Source organism: Lebetimonas sp. JS085, assembly GCF_000523295.1.
Lineage (GTDB): Bacteria > Campylobacterota > Campylobacteria > Campylobacterales > Nautiliaceae > Lebetimonas.
This window is the reverse complement of the sequence record NZ_ATHR01000001.1, coordinates 1,478,807-1,498,303: the sequence shown is the minus strand read 5'-3', so window position 1 is coordinate 1,498,303 and position 19,497 is coordinate 1,478,807. Positions and strand designations below refer to the sequence as shown.

The 19,497-nt window shown below is 28.1% G+C and carries 19 protein-coding genes and 2 pseudogenes; 10 read left to right on the top strand and 11 right to left on the bottom strand.

Annotation, left to right across the window (positions count from 1 at the left end; genetic code table 11):
- Positions 1–13: 13 nt before the first annotated feature.
- Both DZ68_RS0108325 and DZ68_RS0108320 read right to left on the bottom strand, forming a co-directional pair.
- Entirely contained in the window at positions 14–298 is a 285-nt protein-coding gene (locus DZ68_RS0108325) for a hypothetical protein (protein ID WP_024791018.1), read from the bottom strand.
- A 1-nt stretch (position 299) separates the two neighbouring features.
- A complete protein-coding gene (locus DZ68_RS0108320; protein ID WP_024788146.1) occupies positions 300–1,478 on the bottom strand; it encodes a nitroreductase family protein in 1,179 nt (392 codons plus the stop codon).
- Positions 1,479–1,632: 154 nt separating this feature from the next.
- Between DZ68_RS0108320 and DZ68_RS10770 the strand changes: the two genes are divergently transcribed.
- The 3 genes and pseudogenes from DZ68_RS10770 (at position 1,633) to DZ68_RS10240 (ending at position 4,232) form a co-directional block, all read left to right on the top strand.
- Positions 1,633–2,196 carry a GAF domain-containing protein gene (locus DZ68_RS10770; RefSeq protein WP_035908512.1) on the top strand — a complete coding sequence of 188 codons (564 nt, stop codon included), beginning with the start codon at positions 1,633–1,635 and terminating at the stop codon, positions 2,194–2,196.
- Between the two features lie 77 nt (positions 2,197–2,273).
- Entirely contained in the window at positions 2,274–3,125 is an 852-nt protein-coding gene (locus DZ68_RS10765; RefSeq protein WP_051428219.1) for a sigma-54 dependent transcriptional regulator, read from the top strand.
- Between the two features lie 45 nt (positions 3,126–3,170).
- A pseudogene (locus DZ68_RS10240) lies at positions 3,171–4,232 on the top strand (IS256 family transposase).
- Between the two features lie 42 nt (positions 4,233–4,274).
- On the opposite strand, the gene DZ68_RS0108305 reads toward DZ68_RS10240, so the two are convergent.
- Together DZ68_RS0108305 and DZ68_RS0108300 are read right to left on the bottom strand one after the other, a co-directional pair.
- Positions 4,275–4,652, bottom strand: a complete 378-nt coding sequence (locus DZ68_RS0108305) for a hypothetical protein (RefSeq protein WP_156919587.1) — start codon at positions 4,650–4,652, stop codon at positions 4,275–4,277.
- Positions 4,649–5,215, bottom strand: a complete 567-nt coding sequence (locus tag DZ68_RS0108300) for a DUF4102 domain-containing protein (protein WP_024791017.1) — start codon at positions 5,213–5,215, stop codon at positions 4,649–4,651. The genes DZ68_RS0108305 and DZ68_RS0108300 overlap by 4 nt, the downstream gene beginning before the upstream one ends.
- A 430-nt stretch (positions 5,216–5,645) precedes the next feature.
- Between DZ68_RS0108300 and DZ68_RS0108295 the strand changes: the two genes are divergently transcribed.
- From DZ68_RS0108295 to DZ68_RS0108275, 4 genes are all read left to right on the top strand, one after another.
- Complete coding sequence (locus DZ68_RS0108295) at positions 5,646–6,881, top strand: site-specific integrase (protein ID WP_024791016.1); 1,236 nt, start codon at positions 5,646–5,648, stop codon at positions 6,879–6,881.
- A gap of 123 nt (positions 6,882–7,004) precedes the next feature.
- Positions 7,005–8,207, top strand: coding sequence for an ATP-binding protein (locus tag DZ68_RS0108290; RefSeq protein WP_024791015.1), 1,203 nt, complete (start codon positions 7,005–7,007; stop codon positions 8,205–8,207).
- Positions 8,208–8,363: 156 nt separating this feature from the next.
- Positions 8,364–8,534: an AlpA family transcriptional regulator gene (locus tag DZ68_RS10640; protein WP_084021809.1), complete on the top strand. Its 171-nt coding sequence runs from the start codon at positions 8,364–8,366 to the stop codon at positions 8,532–8,534.
- Positions 8,535–8,538: 4 nt separating this feature from the next.
- Positions 8,539–9,897 (top strand): DUF3987 domain-containing protein, encoded by a 1,359-nt coding sequence (locus DZ68_RS0108275; RefSeq protein ID WP_024791014.1) that lies wholly within the window; start codon positions 8,539–8,541, stop codon positions 9,895–9,897.
- A gap of 98 nt (positions 9,898–9,995) precedes the next feature.
- Here DZ68_RS0108275 and DZ68_RS0108270 read toward each other — a convergent pair whose 3' ends face one another.
- Complete coding sequence (locus DZ68_RS0108270) at positions 9,996–10,217, bottom strand: helix-turn-helix domain-containing protein (RefSeq protein ID WP_024788138.1); 222 nt, start codon at positions 10,215–10,217, stop codon at positions 9,996–9,998.
- A gap of 86 nt (positions 10,218–10,303) precedes the next feature.
- Between DZ68_RS0108270 and dndC the strand changes: the two genes are divergently transcribed.
- Genes dndC through DZ68_RS0108255 form a run of 3 tightly spaced genes read left to right on the top strand, consistent with a single transcriptional unit; the run spans position 10,304 to position 13,750 of the window.
- Positions 10,304–11,593, top strand: a complete 1,290-nt coding sequence (gene dndC, locus DZ68_RS0108265) for a DNA phosphorothioation system sulfurtransferase DndC (RefSeq protein ID WP_024788137.1) — start codon at positions 10,304–10,306, stop codon at positions 11,591–11,593.
- Positions 11,583–13,388: an AAA family ATPase gene (locus tag DZ68_RS0108260; RefSeq protein WP_024791013.1), complete on the top strand. Its 1,806-nt coding sequence runs from the start codon at positions 11,583–11,585 to the stop codon at positions 13,386–13,388. Before dndC ends, DZ68_RS0108260 begins: the two co-directional genes overlap by 11 nt.
- Positions 13,367–13,750, top strand: a complete 384-nt coding sequence (locus tag DZ68_RS0108255; protein ID WP_024788134.1) for a DndE family protein — start codon at positions 13,367–13,369, stop codon at positions 13,748–13,750. The genes DZ68_RS0108260 and DZ68_RS0108255 overlap by 22 nt, the downstream gene beginning before the upstream one ends.
- A gap of 185 nt (positions 13,751–13,935) precedes the next feature.
- Here the strand turns inward: DZ68_RS0108255 and DZ68_RS10235 are convergent.
- From DZ68_RS10235 to ychF, 6 genes and pseudogenes are all read right to left on the bottom strand, one after another.
- Positions 13,936–15,143 (bottom strand): annotated as a pseudogene (locus tag DZ68_RS10235) (IS256 family transposase).
- A 62-nt stretch (positions 15,144–15,205) separates the two neighbouring features.
- The gene (locus DZ68_RS0108245; protein ID WP_024788133.1) at positions 15,206–15,562 is read right to left on the bottom strand and encodes a Crp/Fnr family transcriptional regulator; all 357 of its coding nucleotides are present in this window, start codon (positions 15,560–15,562) and stop codon (positions 15,206–15,208) included.
- 9 nt (positions 15,563–15,571) lie between these two features.
- Positions 15,572–17,005: a menaquinone biosynthesis decarboxylase gene (locus DZ68_RS0108240; RefSeq protein WP_236617796.1), complete on the bottom strand. Its 1,434-nt coding sequence runs from the start codon at positions 17,003–17,005 to the stop codon at positions 15,572–15,574.
- The gene (locus tag DZ68_RS0108235) at positions 16,974–17,222 is read right to left on the bottom strand and encodes a phosphoglycerate mutase family protein (protein ID WP_024788131.1); all 249 of its coding nucleotides are present in this window, start codon (positions 17,220–17,222) and stop codon (positions 16,974–16,976) included. Before DZ68_RS0108235 ends, DZ68_RS0108240 begins: the two co-directional genes overlap by 32 nt.
- On the bottom strand, positions 17,222–18,394 hold the full coding sequence (locus tag DZ68_RS0108230; protein WP_024788130.1) for a class I SAM-dependent rRNA methyltransferase: 1,173 nt from the start codon (positions 18,392–18,394) through the stop codon (positions 17,222–17,224). The genes DZ68_RS0108235 and DZ68_RS0108230 overlap by 1 nt, the downstream gene beginning before the upstream one ends.
- Complete coding sequence (gene ychF, locus DZ68_RS0108225) at positions 18,391–19,491, bottom strand: redox-regulated ATPase YchF (protein WP_024788129.1); 1,101 nt, start codon at positions 19,489–19,491, stop codon at positions 18,391–18,393. Before ychF ends, DZ68_RS0108230 begins: the two co-directional genes overlap by 4 nt.
- Positions 19,492–19,497: the final 6 nt, after the last annotated feature.

The following is a 19,497-nucleotide window of genomic DNA, read 5'->3' as shown; positions in this document are numbered from 1 at the left end:
TACTTATATTTACTCAGTGCCTGAAAAAAAGCATTAAATCGCTTAGAAAAAAACTTTTATGGTCTTTGTTTTCAAAATGTTTTTTCCATTTTAAATCATTTTCCAGATATTTTAAAGCCGGATAAACAAATTCTTTTGGCATTATGTTTTTTAACCGGGAGCTTTTTACAATTGCCTGCATAACCGAATCAAAAAGAGAATCAATCAATTCATAATTTTTACTTATATAAACAAAAGAGTCCTCCCCCATAAATTTAAAAATATTGATAATATGCCAAGCTTCTTTTTTTAATGTCATTTTAACCTCCTATTGAGATGATATAATGGATTTTTTCATTTGTTTTTAAAAACCTCTGCCACGCCTTATCGTAAAAGGCGCCTATAGCACTGACCTTCCATCCCCTTTCAACCGCTTCTAAATATATTTTTTGCCCAAGCATACCGGATTTTAAAAGCGTATTTTGATTAAATTGCTTAGCTGTAACAATAAAAATATATGCGGCATTTTTTATAAATCCCTGATTTACACACATTTTTACAATCTGGTTTGTAAAATTTCCCTTTTTTACAAGTTTTGCATTTTTATAAACCCTGTTGATTTTATCAAGCGTAATTAAATAAAGTGAAAATTCATCTAAAAATTTAAGCATGTAAAAAAAGAAAAAATAAAAATCCAAATATGAATCTCTTTTTTTAAATCCTCGGGCGGAGCGGCGTTGAAAAAGCGTCTTTTTTGATTTAATTTTAGGATAAAATATATTAAAATTACATTTTTGTAACCCTTTAAGATACAAATTTGTATCCACTTCCCATTCGGTATAGTTTGTCGGAAAGACTTTTATTAAAGGGATTGTTTTAGATACTTTTGTCTTTTTAATCTCCCCTGTGTAAAAAGCGGCGAGTGCAAATTCTTCATTACAAAAGCCCATAAATTTATTTATTTTTTTATATTCTTTTATTTCTGTTTGATAAATCTCTTTTTTGCATATTTTTGAAGCGGCCAAAAGAGCGCCTATCTGATGCCCGGCGTCCAAATAGGTATATCTGTAACTTCTTGTACCGTATTTCCAAAAAGACCTGAAAGGCACAACAGAAACCAAAAAAATTATCCCTTTTACCATATTTATATCTAATTCATTTTCAATTCCGCCGTTATAAATTTCTTTAATAAGCGTTAATTTTGATTTTTTGGCATTAACATGATAAATCCCGCTTATTATGTTTTTTATTCCCCTTATCTGGACATACAGTTCTGTAGGATGTAAATTTCCGGCTGAGGGTATGTTTAACCTGATATAAGGTTTTTTATTGATGTTTAAAACTTCGCTTGCAAATCTTGATAAATAAATTATTTCAACATCTCTTAAATCATAACTGAAAAAATCGGGATATTCCTTCATTAAAGGCTGACTTTCCCAATCTATAAATTTTGTATTTTTAGCAACATTTTTATATGTAAGCGAAGTTTTTTCATACATCAGTTTACCCCTGTTTTTTTAATTATATGCATTTTTTATTCTATCTTCAATAAAAAACAGAAAAAATATCGATTAAAATTTAATCAGTAAAAAGCGATATATTTTTACATTTTTATGTTATTATATCTTTAAAATCTTTAGACAAAGGATATGGATGCCTGATGACTTTTCTTTAGAAAAATGTAAAAACTGCAAGGCTTTAAACTCATACAAACATATGAAACTCTTATATGAAATATCTAATTTATTAAACAGTTATGAAGATATTGGAAAAAGTATTGAAAAAAGTCTAAATTTACTAAAAAATGAGCAATATTTTGAAAGAGGAGCCCTTTTTGTTTATGAAGAGGAGAACAATTATCTCTCTTTGTTTGCATCTGTTGGCCTTACATCCCAACAGAAAAAATTAGCTATTTACAAATTAGGAGAAGGCGCAACAGGGCTTGCGGCAAAAGCAAAAGAACCCGTTGTAATAAAAAATATCCACAACAATATCCTTTATTTAAATAAACTTGGCACAAGAAACACATCAATTATTTCATATGTGGCGGTTCCCATTATAAAACAAAATAAATTATTAGGCGTGGTTTCAGCCAATCTCTCAAAAGAAAGCAAGGTAAATTTTGAAGAAATTATATCAATGCTTACAATATTCGGCTCACTTTCCATCAGTGCACTAAATTACAGAAAAAAATCGAGAAGGAAAAAGAGGAATTAAAAGAATTAAAAAATTATTATGAAAATGAATCATTTAAAGAATACAGGTTTGAAAATATAATTGCAAAAAGCACAAAAATGAAAAAAATTTTTAATTTAGTTGAAAAAATCGCCCCAAGTGATGCAACCGTTCTTATCAGGGGGGAAACCGGAACAGGAAAAGAATTAATTGCCACCGCAATACACAATTTAAGCAGAAGAAAAAACGGCCCTTTAATCAAATTAAACTGTGCGGCCATCAGTGAAACACTTCTTGAATCCGAACTTTTCGGACATGAAAAAGGTGCTTTTACCGATGCAAAGGAAACAAAAAAAGGACGTTTCGAACTGGCCAACGGAGGAACGCTATTTCTTGATGAAATAGGAGACATTTCACCAAATATGCAGGTAAAACTTCTGAGGGTTTTACAGGAACAGGAATTTGAGCGTGTGGGAGGTGTTAAAACTATTAAAACAGATGTAAGACTTATAGCCGCAACAAATAGAAATTTAGAACAAATGGTAGAAAAAGGGAAATTTAGAAAAGATTTATATTATAGACTGAATGTCATTCCTGTTAATCTTCCCCCTCTTAGGGAAAGATACGAAGATATTCCTTTGATTATAAATTTTTATTTAAATAAATTTATGAAAGAAAATGATAAAAATATGTATTTAAGCAAGGAAGCCATGGAACTGCTCATTCAGTATCCGTGGCCCGGGAATATAAGAGAACTTCAAAATATTGTCGAAAGGATAGTGCTGATTTGCCCTGCCGGAGAAATTAAACCGGAAATGCTTGATTTTGTACTTCCTTATAGTTTCCAAAAAGTGTATGGTAAAAAAGAAGCAGAAATCGACACAACCCAAAAAGTGCCCACAAAAAAGCAATTACAGGAGATTGAAAAAGAGGCTATTACAAAAGCGTTGATTAAAACGGGACTGTTATAAATTCCGTGTCAGTCAAGGTAAAATACTAAAAATGAAAGGACTGACATGGAGAAATTTAATTTTGACAAAGCAGTAAAAGATTTATTAGCAGGTAAGAAGATAGGTGGAAAAGATGGAGTATTAGCTCCATTAATTAAAGAATTAGTAGAAGCTGCACTTGAAGCAGAGATTGAAACATCAAACAACAATAAGTGATGAAATAGAAGAGAAGATATTATCATTATATGCACTTGGAATGAGCTATAAAGATATAAAATCACATATTGAAGAGCTTTATCAAATTTCTATTTCATCAGCTACAATAAATGCAATAACGGATAAAATAATACCAAAAATCAAAGAGTGGCAATCAAGACCTTTAGAGAGTATATATCCATTTGTATTTATGGATGCAATTCATTATAAAATTAAAGAAGATGGGAAATATGTAAATAAAGCGGTTTATACAATTTTAGGTATCAATATTCAAGGTAAAAAAGAAGTTTTAGGGCTTTATTTAAGCGAAAGTGAAGGAGCAAATTTTTGGCTTCAGGTTTTAACCGATTTAAACAACAGAGGAGTAAAAGATATACTTATTGCAAGTGTAGATGGACTTAAAGGATTTCCAGAAGCCATTAACGCTATATATCCAAATACAGAGGTTCAGTTATGTATAATTCATCAGATTAGAAATTCTTTAAAATATGTAGCTTCTAAAGATAAAAAAGAGTTTATGAAAGATTTAAAAAAGGTATATCAGGCTGTAAATAAAGAACAAGCCGAAAGTGAACTTGATAGACTTGAAGAAAAATGGGGGAATAAGTATCCTATAGTCATTAAATCCTGGAGAAACAAGTGGAATAATTTATCTAATTATTTTAAATATCCTCAAGATATAAAAAAAGTTATATACACAACTAATATTATTGAATCAGTTCATAGACAATTTAGAAAACTTACTAAAACCAAAGGTGCTTTTCCTAATGAAAATAGCTTACTCAAACTCTTATATATGGGTATTCAGAATACAGAAAAAAATGGACTATGCCTATTAAAAACTGGAATCTTACACTCTCTCAGCTGGCAATTTTCTTTGAAGGTAGATTAGATGATGCTTTAAACTTATGATATAATTTCCCCAGCTGACACGGAATTATGAACGGTCTCCTCTCAGCTGGCAATTTTCTTTGAAGGTAGATTAGATGATGCTTTAAAGTTATGATATAATTTCCCCAGCTGACACGGAATTATGAACGGTCTCCTTTTAGTATGCAAATGGGTATCTTCATCTCTATATTCTGCAACAGTTGATAATAAATCAAGAGTTTCAAATTGAGCTTTCTCAAGTTTAAATGTAGCTTTTTTAACTTCTTCTTGTAAAGTTTTATTATATTCTTTTAATATTTTATTAGATTTAATCATTTTTATACTGTTTTTTAACCTTATAATAATTTCGGCAGTATTAATAGGCTTATTGAGAAATTCATTTACCCCTGCCTCTAAAGCTTTTAATTTTACTTCATTATCTCCTACATCTGTAATCATCACACATAATGTTTAGTTGTCTTTTTAGTATTGTTTTGCGTTCTAACCTGTTTAAATTTTTTTATTGTGTCTATAATGTCTTTTTTTGTAATGTCTTCTATAAATTTGTCTCCAAGAAAAGGCAGTAAATAATTTTCTACTCTTCTTAACAATTTAAAATAAGTAACGTCTGCAATGTTTTGTTCTTTAAATTCCAACCATTCTATCGCAATGTCTTTAAATTTGTGCTTATTTAAGTTTTCTTCAATTGCAAGTTTTTCAGCTTCAATTTGTTCTTGTTTTTCTTTTTGTTTTTCCTGTAAAGGATCAATTCCACTTGCAATTTTTTCTCTAATTTCCAAATTCATTTTTCTTGCCTGCATAAGCTTTAACACAGGATACTCTCCCAATGTAATTTTTCTGTTTTTACCTAAAAAGGTATATCTGCTAACAAAATACTTTTTACCTGTTTTTCTTATGCGCAAATATAATCCTTCTTCAATTCTAATCCATTCTTCTTTGCCTGTCGGCTTAAGGTTTTTAATAACAACGGCTGTAATCTTTTTTGTCCCCAGATTTGTCCCCAAAATCGCATTGTTTTTGCCCCAGAAATTTTATACAATTTTTTTTGAGGGGATAGCAAACGCTAAAATCCCCGAAATTTAGGCAAAAAGGAGTAGAAAAATGGTGGCAAATCTGGGGACAACTCTGGGGACAAATTTTTTTAAATAACAACAAAGATTTTGTGGGAGTTTTAATGTTTAACGTTTAACAGAATAACGTATTTTCGGGATGTTTAACATTAAAGTGTCTGAGATTAAATTGTTTTAAAAGTAGTAAATGGTGCGGGAGAGATGCACCAATATTTAGTTTATAGTAGATTATTAAAGTTCTCATAACTTCTATATTTAGGGGATTTCATTAAACGATTGTCTATGAAAGTTTATAAAATTTTATTGACTTCTATTAAAAATATGTATACAATTATGTATACAAACCCCTTTTTAAAGGAAAATAATGTCTCTTACTGACACAAAGATTAGGAGCCTAAAATATATTCCTGAAAGTAGATATAAAAATTGGTATTCTGATGGTAATGGTTTATATTTAGTTGTCGAAAAAACTAAAAAAGTTTGGAGATTAAGATATAAATTAAAAGAATGGAAAACTCATAAACCTTTTACAATAGGAGAATATCCTTATATGTCATTAGCTGAAGCAAGAAAAAAGGCAATAGAGTTAAAGAGTTTAGTACAAAAAGGAATAGACTTACAAAAATGGAAAAAACAAAAAGAGTTAGAAAAAGAGAGATTACAAAATAGGAAAAGAGTTTCTGATTTAGTTGAAGAATATTTAGAAATTAAAAAACAAAATGTAAGTGAATCAAGATTTAAAAAAAATTATGTAGGAACATTTAATAATTATGTTATTCCATTTATTGGTAAAAAATTTATAGAAGATGTTACAAAACAAGATATACTTAACTTAATCAAAGAAGTTCCAAAAATTAAACTAAAAAATGATACAAGAAGTGTAAACAAAACCTATAAAGCTAAAGAAGTTTTACATATTTTACGAGATTTATTTGAATTTGGAATTGATAATGATTATTTAGATTATAATCCAGCCTACAATATAAAAATTGATAGAATATTACCACAACACAAAGAACAGCACATCTCTGCTTTATTAGATATTGATGATTTAAGAGAACTTTATAAAAAAATATTAAACATAGAAAATCCGATAACTTCAAAGATAATTCAATTTCAAGCTTTGACTATCCTCCGTAATGGAAATATCCGTAATCTTAGATGGGAATATATTAATTGGGAGAAAAAACTTATTATCTATCCAAAAGAAGTAATGAAAGCTACACATAGTGATTTTAGATTACCACTTACAGATACTTTAATTGCAATTTTAGAGTCTTTTAAACGATTAAGTGGAGATAAGGAGTTTGTATTTATTTCAAGTAAAACTAATAAGCCAATTAGTGAAAATTTTTTATCCGATAAATACAAAAAAATAGGATATAAAGATATTCATAGTCCTCATGGTTGGAGAAGTTCTTTTAGAACTATTGCTGCTGAATGTATAGAGGAGCATAAATGTGGTATTGAAGCAATCGAATCACAATTACATCATAAAATAGGCAATAAAGTAACTCAAGCTTATTTGAGAACAGATTTTTTAGAACATAGAAGATTGTTGCTACAGTGGTGGGAGGATAAACTTTTAGGAAAAATATAGTATCTACACATCTACATCTACAAATTTTTTTGATTTTTGCTTTTTTATCAATAAAATTATAGTTCTAACTATAAATTTTGATATAATTTTTATAGTTATAACTATAAAAATATAAGGAAAAAAATGTTAGAGAGATTTAGACTTTTTCAAAGAGCTCTTCTTAAAAATTTAAATACTACTTATAAGAGGTATTTTTATGAGGAATTAAAAAAAGATGAAAAACTATTAGCAATTATGGGTGCAAGAGGTGTGGGGAAAACTACGACACTTCTTCAATATTTAAAAGAATCTAAAATTCCGATAAATGAAAAATTATATATAAGTGCAGATTGGATTGATGCAGAAAATCTTTTTGAAATAGCAGAAACTTTTTATAAAGAAAATGGCAAATTACTGATAATTGATGAAATTCATAAATATCCAAACTTTGAAAAAGGATTAAAAAAAATTTATGATATTTTGGATTTAAAAGTTATTGTAAGTGGTAGCAGTGCTTTATCAATTAATCATGCAAAAGCTGATTTAAGTAGAAGAATGCTTATAAAAGAAGTAAAAGGAATGTCGTTTAGAGAATTTTTAGAATTTAAATATGAACTTCAAATAAAAAAAATTTCACTCAATGAATTGTTACAAAATCATATAAATATTGCATATGAAATTTTAGAAAAAATAAACAAACCTTCAATTATTCCTGATTTTAAGGAATATTTAGAAATCGGCTATTATCCTTTTTATTTTCAAAATGAAGATAAAGTTTCATATCTTTTGAAATTAAAAGAGACTATAAATGTAGTTTTAGAAGTTGATATTCCTGCAATATCTAACATAAAATTTACAACAATTAGAAAATTCAAAAAACTAATAGAATATGTTTGCATCTCTCATCCTTTTAAACCAAATATGCAAGAACTTCTTATAAAAATGGATATGCCAAAGACTGCTTATGCGGAAGCTTATGAATATTTAGAACTTCTTCAAAAAGCAAAAATAATAAGACTTATAAAAAGTGCAAACAAAAAAGATGCAATTCTTACAAAACCTGAAAAAATATACCTTAACAACACAAATCTTCACTTTTGCTATTGTGAAACACAGGAAATTGGAACTTTAAGGGAAGTTTTTTTTGCTTCTATGCTTGAAGATTATGAAATTTATGCTCCAAGTAAAGGTGATTTTGTAGTAAATGAATATACTTTTGAGATTGGTGGTAAAAATAAAACAAAAAAACAGATAAAAAATTTAGAATATGCTTATATAGTAGTTGATGATATAGAAATTGGCAGCGGAAATAAGATTCCGCTTTGGCTATTCGGATTTTTGTATTAACATTATCATATTTTATTGACTTTGTTTTATCTTACAATATCTCAATTTTTTCTAAATTTTTAAATTTTTTTTCAAAAAAAGTCCCCTTTTTGTCCCCTTTTGATTTTTTTAACATATATATATTATGAAGTACAAAAAAAATTGAAGGAGTAAAATATGAAATTATTAACACTAAAAGAAGTTATTGAAAAAACAAGCCTTAAAAAAAGTACTATTTACAAATTTATTAAAACTAAAAATTTTCCTTCACCAATTAAGTTTGGACGTAGTAGTAGGTGGGTAGAGGAAAAAGTGGAAGAATGGATAAATTATTACATAAAAGGATAGACAAATGAATAAAATTAAATTTGAAACAACTAAAAGCGATTATTTTTTCCCTTCTTTCGATCTTTCAGAAGTGATAGAAATTGGATTTCTTAAAAGTTACATATCCAATGTGTCTTACATCCTCAATAAAACTAAAGAAGAAGTTGCAGCGGTTTCAATATTATTTTTAGCAAATGCTATTAATAATAAGTTATTAGTCCAGCATACTGAAAATAAAGAATATTTGATATCAAGTAATTTATGGGGATTATTAATAGCTGAGCCTGGTTCGGGGAAAAGTCCTTTAATACGATATTATACAAAATTTTTAATAGAAGCAGAGAATAAATATAATCAAAATAGAGAAGAAAATCTAATTATATATGAGCAAGTAAAAAAGTCTATTCAAAAACGTCCTACGCAAAAAAACATAGAAAAGTTAAAAGAAATTTTAAATAATCCTCCTAAATTAAACTATTTATATGTAAATAATATCACAAAGGAAGCTTTATTAAAATATCTTTCATTTAATGAACAAGGAATTTTACTCTATTTTGATGAATTAGGCAGTTTATTTGCTAAATTTAAAAAAGATCCAGAATATCGGTCTTTATTACTCGAAGGGTGGAATGGCACTGGAACTTATAAATATACTACTTTAAAAGATTCGACATTACATATAAAAAACTTTGGAATCGGAATAATTGCAAATATTCAACCTTCTTTATTTAAAAAACATTTTTATAATTTGGAAGATGGATTTAGAGAAAGATTTCAAATATTAATTCCTTTATCAAATACTCCTCCAAGTGTTTTTAATAAATCTATAAATGATACTATACTACAAAATATGCAAGAGTTATTTTTTAGATTAACTAATCCAAATTTGTCTCAGTATTTTTCAACGAATATTATAAAATTTTCACCAGCAGCTCTTGCAAGATATATTTATTTTAAGCATTTTTTTCAGGAAAAATTTATAAATAGTTTTTCTTCTTCTTTTCGAGCATATTGGGCAAAAATAGATAAATTGATATTATCAATATCACTTGTTTTCTTTTTATTAAGATTTTTTTATAAAAACAATAAATCACAAATGATATTACCTGATGATTTAGAAAAATCTTTAATTGTTACTAAGTATTTATTACATAATTTTCTAACAATAGAAAATAATTTATCAAAAAATAATGATACTCTTGAAAAAAAAGTAGCATTAAAAATATTTGAACTTTTGAATAACAAATCAAATATTTCTTTTAGGAATGTGATACAAAATATTTATCATCTTCACAATAATGAGGAACTCATAAATATTTTAAATAAATTGAAACACAAATATCCAATATATTACGAAAAAAATCAAATTTTTTTAAAAACTTAAAATGGTTTTTTAACCGTTTTATTTAAATAGGTGTTCATTTTAAATTTTTTGAGTAGTTAAATTATGTATTTGCATTCTTTTTTCTCAATTCAAAATAATTATTCAATTCCTTGAAAAAAATCACATAAAGAAACATTTAAAGCTTTTGAGATTTTATAGAGATGTTCTATATTAAAATGCTTTTTACCACCTAACTCACCTTGAGCTATAATAGTCGTAGATTTATGTCCTATCATTTCAGCTAATTGTAGCTGAGTAATGTTTTTACTTTCTCTAATTTTTTTTACATTTTCACCAATTTTTTTATATACTTCTTTCAAATATTACCTTTTTAATCTTTTTTAAAAGTTTAAATTATGTTATACTTATATTCAAATTCCCATAGGAATTTAAAGGAAAGGTTTTTATGCTTTTTTTAGATAATTTAATAAAAAAAACAAAAAAAATAATGAAAGAAGAATTCTTAAAAGATTCACGTCCATGGGTTGTTACGTTTTCTGGTGGAAAAGATTCTACTACAGTATTGCATCTTACAATAGAAATGCTTCTTGAGTTACCTTCTGAAAAAAGAAAAAAAGTATTTATAGTTGCTAGTGATACTTTAGTGGAAATGCCAATTATTACAGATTATTTTTATAATAAAATTAATCAAATCCAAAAATTTATTGAAAAATCAAAATTAGACATAGAAATAAAAATATTAAAACCTGAAATTAAAGAAAGTTTTTGGAGTCTTTTACTTGGAAAAGGATATCCAGCACCAAATACCTCATTTAGATGGTGTACAGAAAGACTAAAAATAAAACCAGCAACAAAATATTTAACTTCTTTAGCACATAAATATAAATCTATTGTAATGCTTCTTGGAGTTAGGAAGGCTGAATCAAATACAAGGAAAACATCAATAGAAAAAAGAGAATTAAATTTCATAGGTTTTACTAAACACAATAGTGTTCCAAATGCTTTTACTTTTTCTCCTATAAAAGAATGGAAAAATGAGGAAGTTTGGACTTTTTTATCTTCTAATAAAGCTCCTTGGGGGACACACGAGGACATGATGAAACTATATGATAAAGGCAGTGGTGAAGCAGATTGTAATATTGCTTTAAATCCACAAGACCCAAGCTGTGGCAAAACAAGATTTGGATGTTGGGTATGTACAGTAGTAAATAAAGACAAATCAATGGAAAATATGCTTGATACAGAAGAATGGATGAAGCCTTTAAATAATTTTAGGAATAAGTTATTAGATTATAGAAATGACCCAACAAAAAGAAACAAAAGAAGGCGTACTGGTGAAAAAGGTTTAGGCCCTTATACTATGGAAGTTAGAAGAGAATTGCTGCAAAATTTACTTGAAATAGAAAATCAATTAAAAAATAAATTAAAAGGGAAAAAACTAATTTTGGATGAAGAAATAATTCAAATACAGCATGAATGGGAAAACGATGGAGACTTTTTAAATAGTGCTATTGAAATAGCTAAAAATTTTGGAAGAGATATTAATTATTACTCCTTTAACGCATTAGAAGATGATGAAAAAGAGTTGGCATTTAAACATAATTTAACTCCAAGCTTTATAAATAAGCTTCTTGAAATTGAATATAACGCAAAAGGATTAATTAGAAAAAATATATATAAAGATTTAGATGAATTAATAACAAGCTTTGCTAAAGGTAAAATAGATGTTAATTAAGAATATTACATTAGAAAATATCTTTCTTTATGAAAATGTAAATAAATTCTCTTTTTCAACTGAAGAAAATAAAAATATAATCTTAATCATTGGTGAGAATGGTTTTGGTAAAACTTCTTTTATTAATGCTTTAAAAATCGGGTTTCACGGAATTACAAAAGATATACTTAAAATTGGTAACAAATATATATCAAAGCATGAGTTTATAAAAGGAAATGAAAATTTTGAAGGATTAATTACTAAAAATAAACACCATGCTAAAATTGAAATTGAAACAGATGAATTTAAAATAATTAGAGAATTTAATAATGACGAAAAATTAACTCTTATAATAGAAAATGAACAATTTTTTGATTTAGAAGCAGAGGAAATTATTGAAAGTTATTTTCCTAAAAGTTTGAATAAGTTCTTTTTCTTTGATGGAGAAAAAATTCAAGAACTCTCAAATTTTGAAAATGAAGAATTTAAAAAAATGCTTGAATCGGTATTAAAACTTGATATATATGACCAAACAATTCAAGATTTAAAAAATTTATTAAAAAAATATATTAAAAAATCTTTAGATGAAAACACTCTACAAAAACTTAACGAATTAGAAAACGAAAAAGAAAACTTAAAACAAATAATAGAAAGTCTCGAAAAGAGATATAAATTGTTAAAAGAAACATTAAAAGAAAAGCAAAAAGAAGAAAAATTCTTTTTAAACAAATCTTCTAAAATAAAAAAGTTAGAAAAAGAACTTTCAAAAAAGAAAGAAGAATTTGAAAAATTAATAAATGAATTTAAACAAATTATTCTTTATAAATTACCTTTCCTTTTAAATCCTACTCTTTTAGAAAAAATAAAAGTAGATATTAAAAATTATGATGATTTAGGAATTAATAAAGATATTATAATCCGAAAAAAAGAAGAATTTCTAAAAAGAATCAAAGAAAACCACAAAGAAATTGAAAAGATTTTTGATGAAGTGTTTTTAAAAGAGAAAAAGGGTTTTATTAGTAGTAGCAATATTTTGCCTTTATTAGATTTTGAAAAAATAGATTTAAATGAATTACTGAGTAAACTTAGCAATTTAAAATTTGAAATTGAAGAGATGGAAAAATCAAAAGCATCAAATACTGACCTATTTGAAGAAATTTATAATATTCAAAAAGAGATATTCCAATTAGAAAATGATATAAAAAACTTAGAAAATGACCTTTTTAACAGCAAAGAAAAATTGATAAAAATAGAAAAAGAGATAAAACAAATCTCTAAAATAGAGTTCAAAAATAGATTAATCCAAGAAAAAATAAATACCGTAAATGACAGTATAAATGTATTAAAAGAAATAAAATTATCTCTTAAATCAAAAAAAAGACCAAGACTTCAAAAATTAATAAATGAGAAATTTCAAAAGCTTAAAAAAGATAACTTTAAAATTAAAGAAATTGCATTAATCGATGAATTTGATATTTATTTAATAAATGAAAACAATGAAAAACTATCAGTCCTCTCAGCATCTTCTGGGCAAAAACAAATTATTGCCACTTCTTTAATTTGGGGAGTAAGTGAATATTTAGGAAAACATATTCCAATGGTAATTGACACACCGCTTGGAAGACTTGATATTGAAAACCAAATATTAATTCTAAAAGAATTTTATCCTAATGCTTCAAAACAGGTAATAATGCTTCCTACTCCTAGTGAACTTAGGGCTGAAGAATTTGAACTTTTAAATAAGCATATTTCAGATAGATATTGCTTAACTCCTACATTACCAAAGGTTAAAAAATGCGAACAACAAAATTCATAGAAGAAAGTATCCCAAAAATTGCAAAACTAATTCATGCTACAAACGATCCAAAATGGCTTACAATTAGATTTGCAATATTTATTTCTTTATCAATTAACAAACCAATTGAAAAGAAAAAATTAAACTTCAAAGATGGAAAAACTTATTCTCTTGAAGTTATAACTGGGAAAGGAAAAAGCGAAGGAGATTATACAGATATTATTGCTTTAATGGTAGCTAATAATGATAATATTGAATTTAAAAATGAAAAAGAATTAGAAAAATATCTTGAACTTCATGCCCAAAGAGGCTTTGAAATTTTAACTTCTTCTTTAAACCAAAATAGTAATATTTTTGAATGGCTTAAAGAAGAGTTTTTATAAGCAGTTTTTAGGCCATAAATCTTTTATTTCGAGACCGTTCAAAATTCCGTGTCAACTGAGGAGATTATATCATAAGTTTAAAGCATCATCTAATCTACCTTCAAAGAAAATAGCAAGTTGAGATAAAGTTAAAGTCCAATTTTTAAGAGACCGTTCAAAATTCCGTGTCAACTGAGGAGATTATATCATAAGTTTAAAGCATCATCTAATCTACCTTCAAAGAAAATTGCCAGCTGAGAGAGTGTAAGATTCCAGTTTTTAATAGGCATAGTCCATTTTTTTTCTGTATTCTGAATACCCATATATAAGAGTTTGAGTAAGCTATTTTCATTAGGAAAAGCACCTTTGGTTTTAGTAAGTTTTCTAAATTGTCTATGAACTGATTCAATAATATTAGTTGTGTATATAACTTTTTTTATATCTTGAGGATATTTAAAATAATTAGATAAATTATTCCACTTGTTTCTCCAGGATTTAATGACTATAGGATACTTATTCCCCCATTTTTCTTCAAGTCTATCAAGTTCACTTTCGGCTTGTTCTTTATTTACAGCCTGATATACCTTTTTTAAATCTTTCATAAACTCTTTTTTATCTTTAGAAGCTACATATTTTAAAGAATTTCTAATCTGATGAATTATACATAACTGAACCTCTGTATTTGGATATATAGCGTTAATGGCTTCTGGAAATCCTTTAAGTCCATCTACACTTGCAATAAGTATATCTTTTACTCCTCTGTTGTTTAAATCGGTTAAAACTTGAAGCCAAAAATTTGCTCCTTCACTTTCGCTTAAATAAAGCCCTAAAACTTCTTTTTTACCTTGAATATTGATACCTAAAATTGTATAAACCGCTTTATTTACATATTTCCCATCTTCTTTAATTTTATAATGAATTGCATCCATAAATACAAATGGATATATACTCTCTAAAGGTCTTGATTGCCACTCTTTGATTTTTGGTATGATTTTATCCGTTATTGTATTGATTGTAGAAGATGAAATAGAAATTTGATAAAGCTCTTCAATATGTGATTTTATATCTTTATAGCTCATTCCAAGTGCATATAATGATAATATCTTCTCTTCTATTTCATACTTATTGTTGTTTGATGTTTTTTTACTATTTGAGGCTCAAATCTACCTTCTCTATCTCTTGGGGTAGCAAGTTCAAATTCTCCTGATGTTGATTTAACTGTTTTCCTGTTGTAACCGTTTCTTCTATTTCTTTTACCTTGTAAAACTTCATCTGCAATATGAGATTCAATCTCTGCTTCAAGTGCAGCTTCTACTAATTCTTTAATTAATGGAGCTAATACTCCATCTTTTCCACCTATCTTCTTACCTGCTAATAAATCTTTTACTGCTTTGTCAAAATTAAATTTCTCCATGTCAGTCCTTTCATTTTTAGTATTTTACCTTGACTGACACGGAATTTATAACAGTCCCTTTTTTACCAATTGACATCTCCTTTTTTTAAAAATTTTTTAAATTTTTCAAATTCTATTTTTAATATAATTCCGTCACTTTCCATTGCACAGTTTGCCGGATAAGGCATTTTTTCAAAATTTGCAAGTTCCGCTATAAGTGAAGGTGCAAAAAACTTATGAATAATAAGTTCGTTTCCTTTATTGTCAACCTTATATACTCTTGCAATTCCTTCTATTAAAAGATGTAAATAATGAGGTTCTTCTTTTTCATAAAAAACTATATCTTCTTTTTTAAGGTTTTTTACAATAATAAAATTCTTAATTTCATTAATATCTTTATCATCTAAATTTTTAAATAAAAAAATCTCTTTGAAATTCATCTTCTGCCTTTATATTATCTGGTATTTTCTGAGTTCTTCTTCACTAATTCCCTCAATCAATCCTAATTTTTGTAACTTTTCTATAACTTTTTGTTCCACATCAACATCTGGCGGCCATTCACGCTTAAATCCGTCAAGCTTATTTTTATTTGTCCCGTCAATTCCTATTATTTCATCTATCCAGACATCACGCAAAGCGTCAATATTGTTTGTTACTCTCCACACAAGCATATAAGGGTTATTTGTCTCATTAGTATTTATAAAAACAACTATTCTTATATTATTTTTTAAAGCTTTAATATTCTCAAAAATATCACGGGCTTTTTTTTCTTTTTTATATTTAATTACGCATATTGGATTTTTCGTATCGGTAAAATACTGCTTTACTCCTTCAATTAATGGTTCAATTTCTTTTAATTTTTTTAACAATTCTTCATCGCTTAAAATATTCAATTTTTCATTTTTCACTTTTAATTTTTCACTTTTAGTTGCGTCTATTCCAAGTTTTCCGCCGACCAGTTCTTCAATGCTTGAATGATCAAGCTCATCAACTATTCCTTTTGAAATTAAAATTTTTTCTTTATCAAAATTATTTAAAATATATCTTGTTAAATTTTTATAATCCCTAAGGGCCGGTGCATCATCCCCAACAAAAACAGCATGTTTTACAAAGCTCATCTGTCCCGTTCCCCATAAAGAGTGCATTATTTGAAGAGAATGTCCCGGGTATCTTGGAGCAATTTTTGCCAAAATCAGATTATGAAAAACTCCGTTTTCAGGCATTGCATAATCAATTAAATCCGGAGCCGTAGTTTTTATAAGAGGCAGAAAAATCCTCTCGGTTGCATACCCCATATATTTGTCTTCCAAAGGGGGTTTGCCCACAACCGTTGCATAATATACAGGTTCTTTTTTTGTGGTTATAGTTTCAACGTGCATTACAGGAAAAGGCTTTTTAAGCGTATAATACCCGGTATGGTCTCCAAACATACCTTCAATTTCCACTTCTTGGGGATTACACCACCCTTCAATTACTATATCCGCATCTGAGGGCACTTCCAAATCATTGCTTATGCATTTTACAAGTTTTGGATTTTCTCTTCTTATAAATCCGTAAAGCATAAGTTCAAATATCCCGGGCGGCATTGGGGCCGTTGCGCACCATGTATAAAGAGGGTCTCCCCCTATTGCAATACTTACAGGCATTTTAAGCCCCGCTTTTTTATATTCCCAAAACAGATGTGCGCTGTCTTTATGAATCTGCCAGTGAAGCCCGAGCCTTTTATTGTCATATATCTGAAGTCTGTACATTCCGACATTTCTGCTCTCTCCGTCAATACTTTTTGTATAAACCTGCCCCATTGTTATAAATTTACCGCCGTCAAGAGGCCAGGTTTTTAAAATCGGCAAATCATTCAAGTTTACCGCTTCTAAATTCGGCATTAGGATAAAATTCTTTTAAAATTTCGGCAGTTTCTTTTGCACGGGCTGCTTTTGAAGTAATTATATAATTTATTACAGGATATATGTTTTTAACGGCCTTAAAAAATTCTTTTGCCCTGATTTTTCCTTTTTCTATCAGCGGCCTGTCAAAGTCATGTCCTCTAAACTCATACTTTTCCATCGCCAAAGAATGTCTGATAAATAAAAATTTTTTCATTATACCCTCCTTAAGAGTACTCCCGTTAAATAAAGCGAATTTGGGATATTCAAAATATACGGATGGTCAACATCCTGTTTAAGAAATTCGACAACTTCCAAATTGCATTTGTTTATTATACTACTACTTAACGCCAAATCCAACAAATCTTTTGAATTAATGGCATTAGAACAGCTAAAAAGTGTCAAATATCCATTATTTTCAAGAATATTAAGCGAATTTACAATTAAATATTTCCATCCTTTAAGCGCACCTCTTTTAGCTTTTTTATTTTTTGCAAATGCCGGAGGATCAATTATTATTAAATCATATTTCTCTTTTTCATTTTCCAAAAATTTAAATACATCGGCTTTTATTATTTCATAATTGTTAATATTATTTAATTCGCAGTTTTTTTCTATCTGAGAACAGGCTAAAGCAGAAATTTCTACAAATTTAGTAAAATGGGCATTTGCATATATTCCAAATCCTCCTGCGTTTGCAAACAAATCTAATGTCTTTTTATTACCATATTTACCTACTACTTTTCTATTTTTTCTCTGATCAAGAAAAAACCCTGTTTTTTGACCTTCTTTTAAATTGGTTAAAAATTTTTTATCATTTTCAATTATCAAAAATTCATCATCCACATTTCCAAAAAGAGTTTCATTTATAATTTCTAATCCCTCTTTTTGCCTTATTTTATCACCTTTTTCATATAAGCCTTTTGGATTTAACAAATCTATTAAAATTTCAATAATAACGCCCTTAAAATTATCCATTCCGGCAGTTGTAAAAGAAACAACAAGATTATCTCCGTATTTGTCTACGATAAGTCCCGGCAGAAAATCCGCTTCTGAGTGTATAAGTCTAAGAGAATTAGAATGAAATTTTTTCTCCAAACTTAACATAATATTTTTACTATTAAAATCTGCACCCCTGTTTTTTAAAGCTTTTTTAATTCTTTCATAAAAAAATTCCCTCTCAATTTGTATTTTTTCAAAGCTTATTACCCTTGCACTGATCTTACTTAAAGGGTTTATAAAGGCAGTTGCCACATATTCTCCGTTATAAATCAAATCGGTAACACTTCCTTTGTCGCAATCGGGAATATTTATCAGTTCGTTTTTATAAACCCATGGAAATCTTTTTTTTAATTTTTGAAAAGCATCTTTAGTTATTTCTACTTTCATACATTAAACCTAAAATGCATTACATCACCGTCTTTTACAATATATTCTTTTCCTTCCAGCCTCATAACTCCGGCTTCTTTTGCACCCTGTTCGCCATTATATTTTATAAAATCCTCATAACTTATAACTTCGGCCCTGATAAATCCTTTTTCAAAATCTGTGTGTATTACTCCGGCCGCCTGAGGGGCTTTTGTGCCTTTTTTAATCGTCCAGCTTCTGACTTCAATTTTTCCTGCCGTAAAATAACTTATCAAATTTAGTTTTTCATACGCTTTTTTGATAATCTGATCAAGTCCGCTTTCACTTGCCCCCATACTCTCTAAAAACTCTTTTCTTTCTTCATCACTCATTCCGACCATTTCTTCTTCTATTTTAGCACATAGTTTTATTACTTCCCTGTTGTTTTTATTTGCATATTCTTTTAGGGATTTTACATATTCATTATCCTCAGCCAAACCTTCTTCATCAACATTTGCCCCGTAAAATATTTCTTTATTTGTTAAAAAACTGAGCTCTCTTTCAAGTATTTTAAAAGCGTCTTCATCTTTTTTTGGAAAAGTACTGACCGGATTTCCCTCAGCCAGCCATTCCATAAGCTCCTCGGCTAACTCAAGCTGGGCTTTAGCTTCTTTAGAACCTTTTGCCTGTTTTTGTAGTCTTTCTATCCTTCTTTCAAGAGTCTGAATATCGGCATATAAAAGTTCCTGTTCTATTATTTCCACATCCCTTATGGGATCTACGCTGTTTTCCACATGAATAACATTAGGATTTTCAAAACATCTGACCATATGCAAAATTATATCTGTCTCACGAATGTTTGCCAGAAACTGGTTTCCAAGACCCTCACCTTTACTTGCACCTTTGACAAGTCCCGCAATATCTACAAATTCTATGGTTGAATATTGAATTCTATTTGGATTTACTATTTTGGCAAGCTCGTCAATTCTTTCATCCGGTACAGGAACTATAGCTTTATTAGGTTCTATTGTACAAAACGGATAATTTTGAGCTTCTGCATTTTGTGTTTTGGTAAGTGCATTAAACGTGGTGGATTTTCCAACATTAGGCAGTCCGACAATTCCAACTTTCATATATATTTTCTC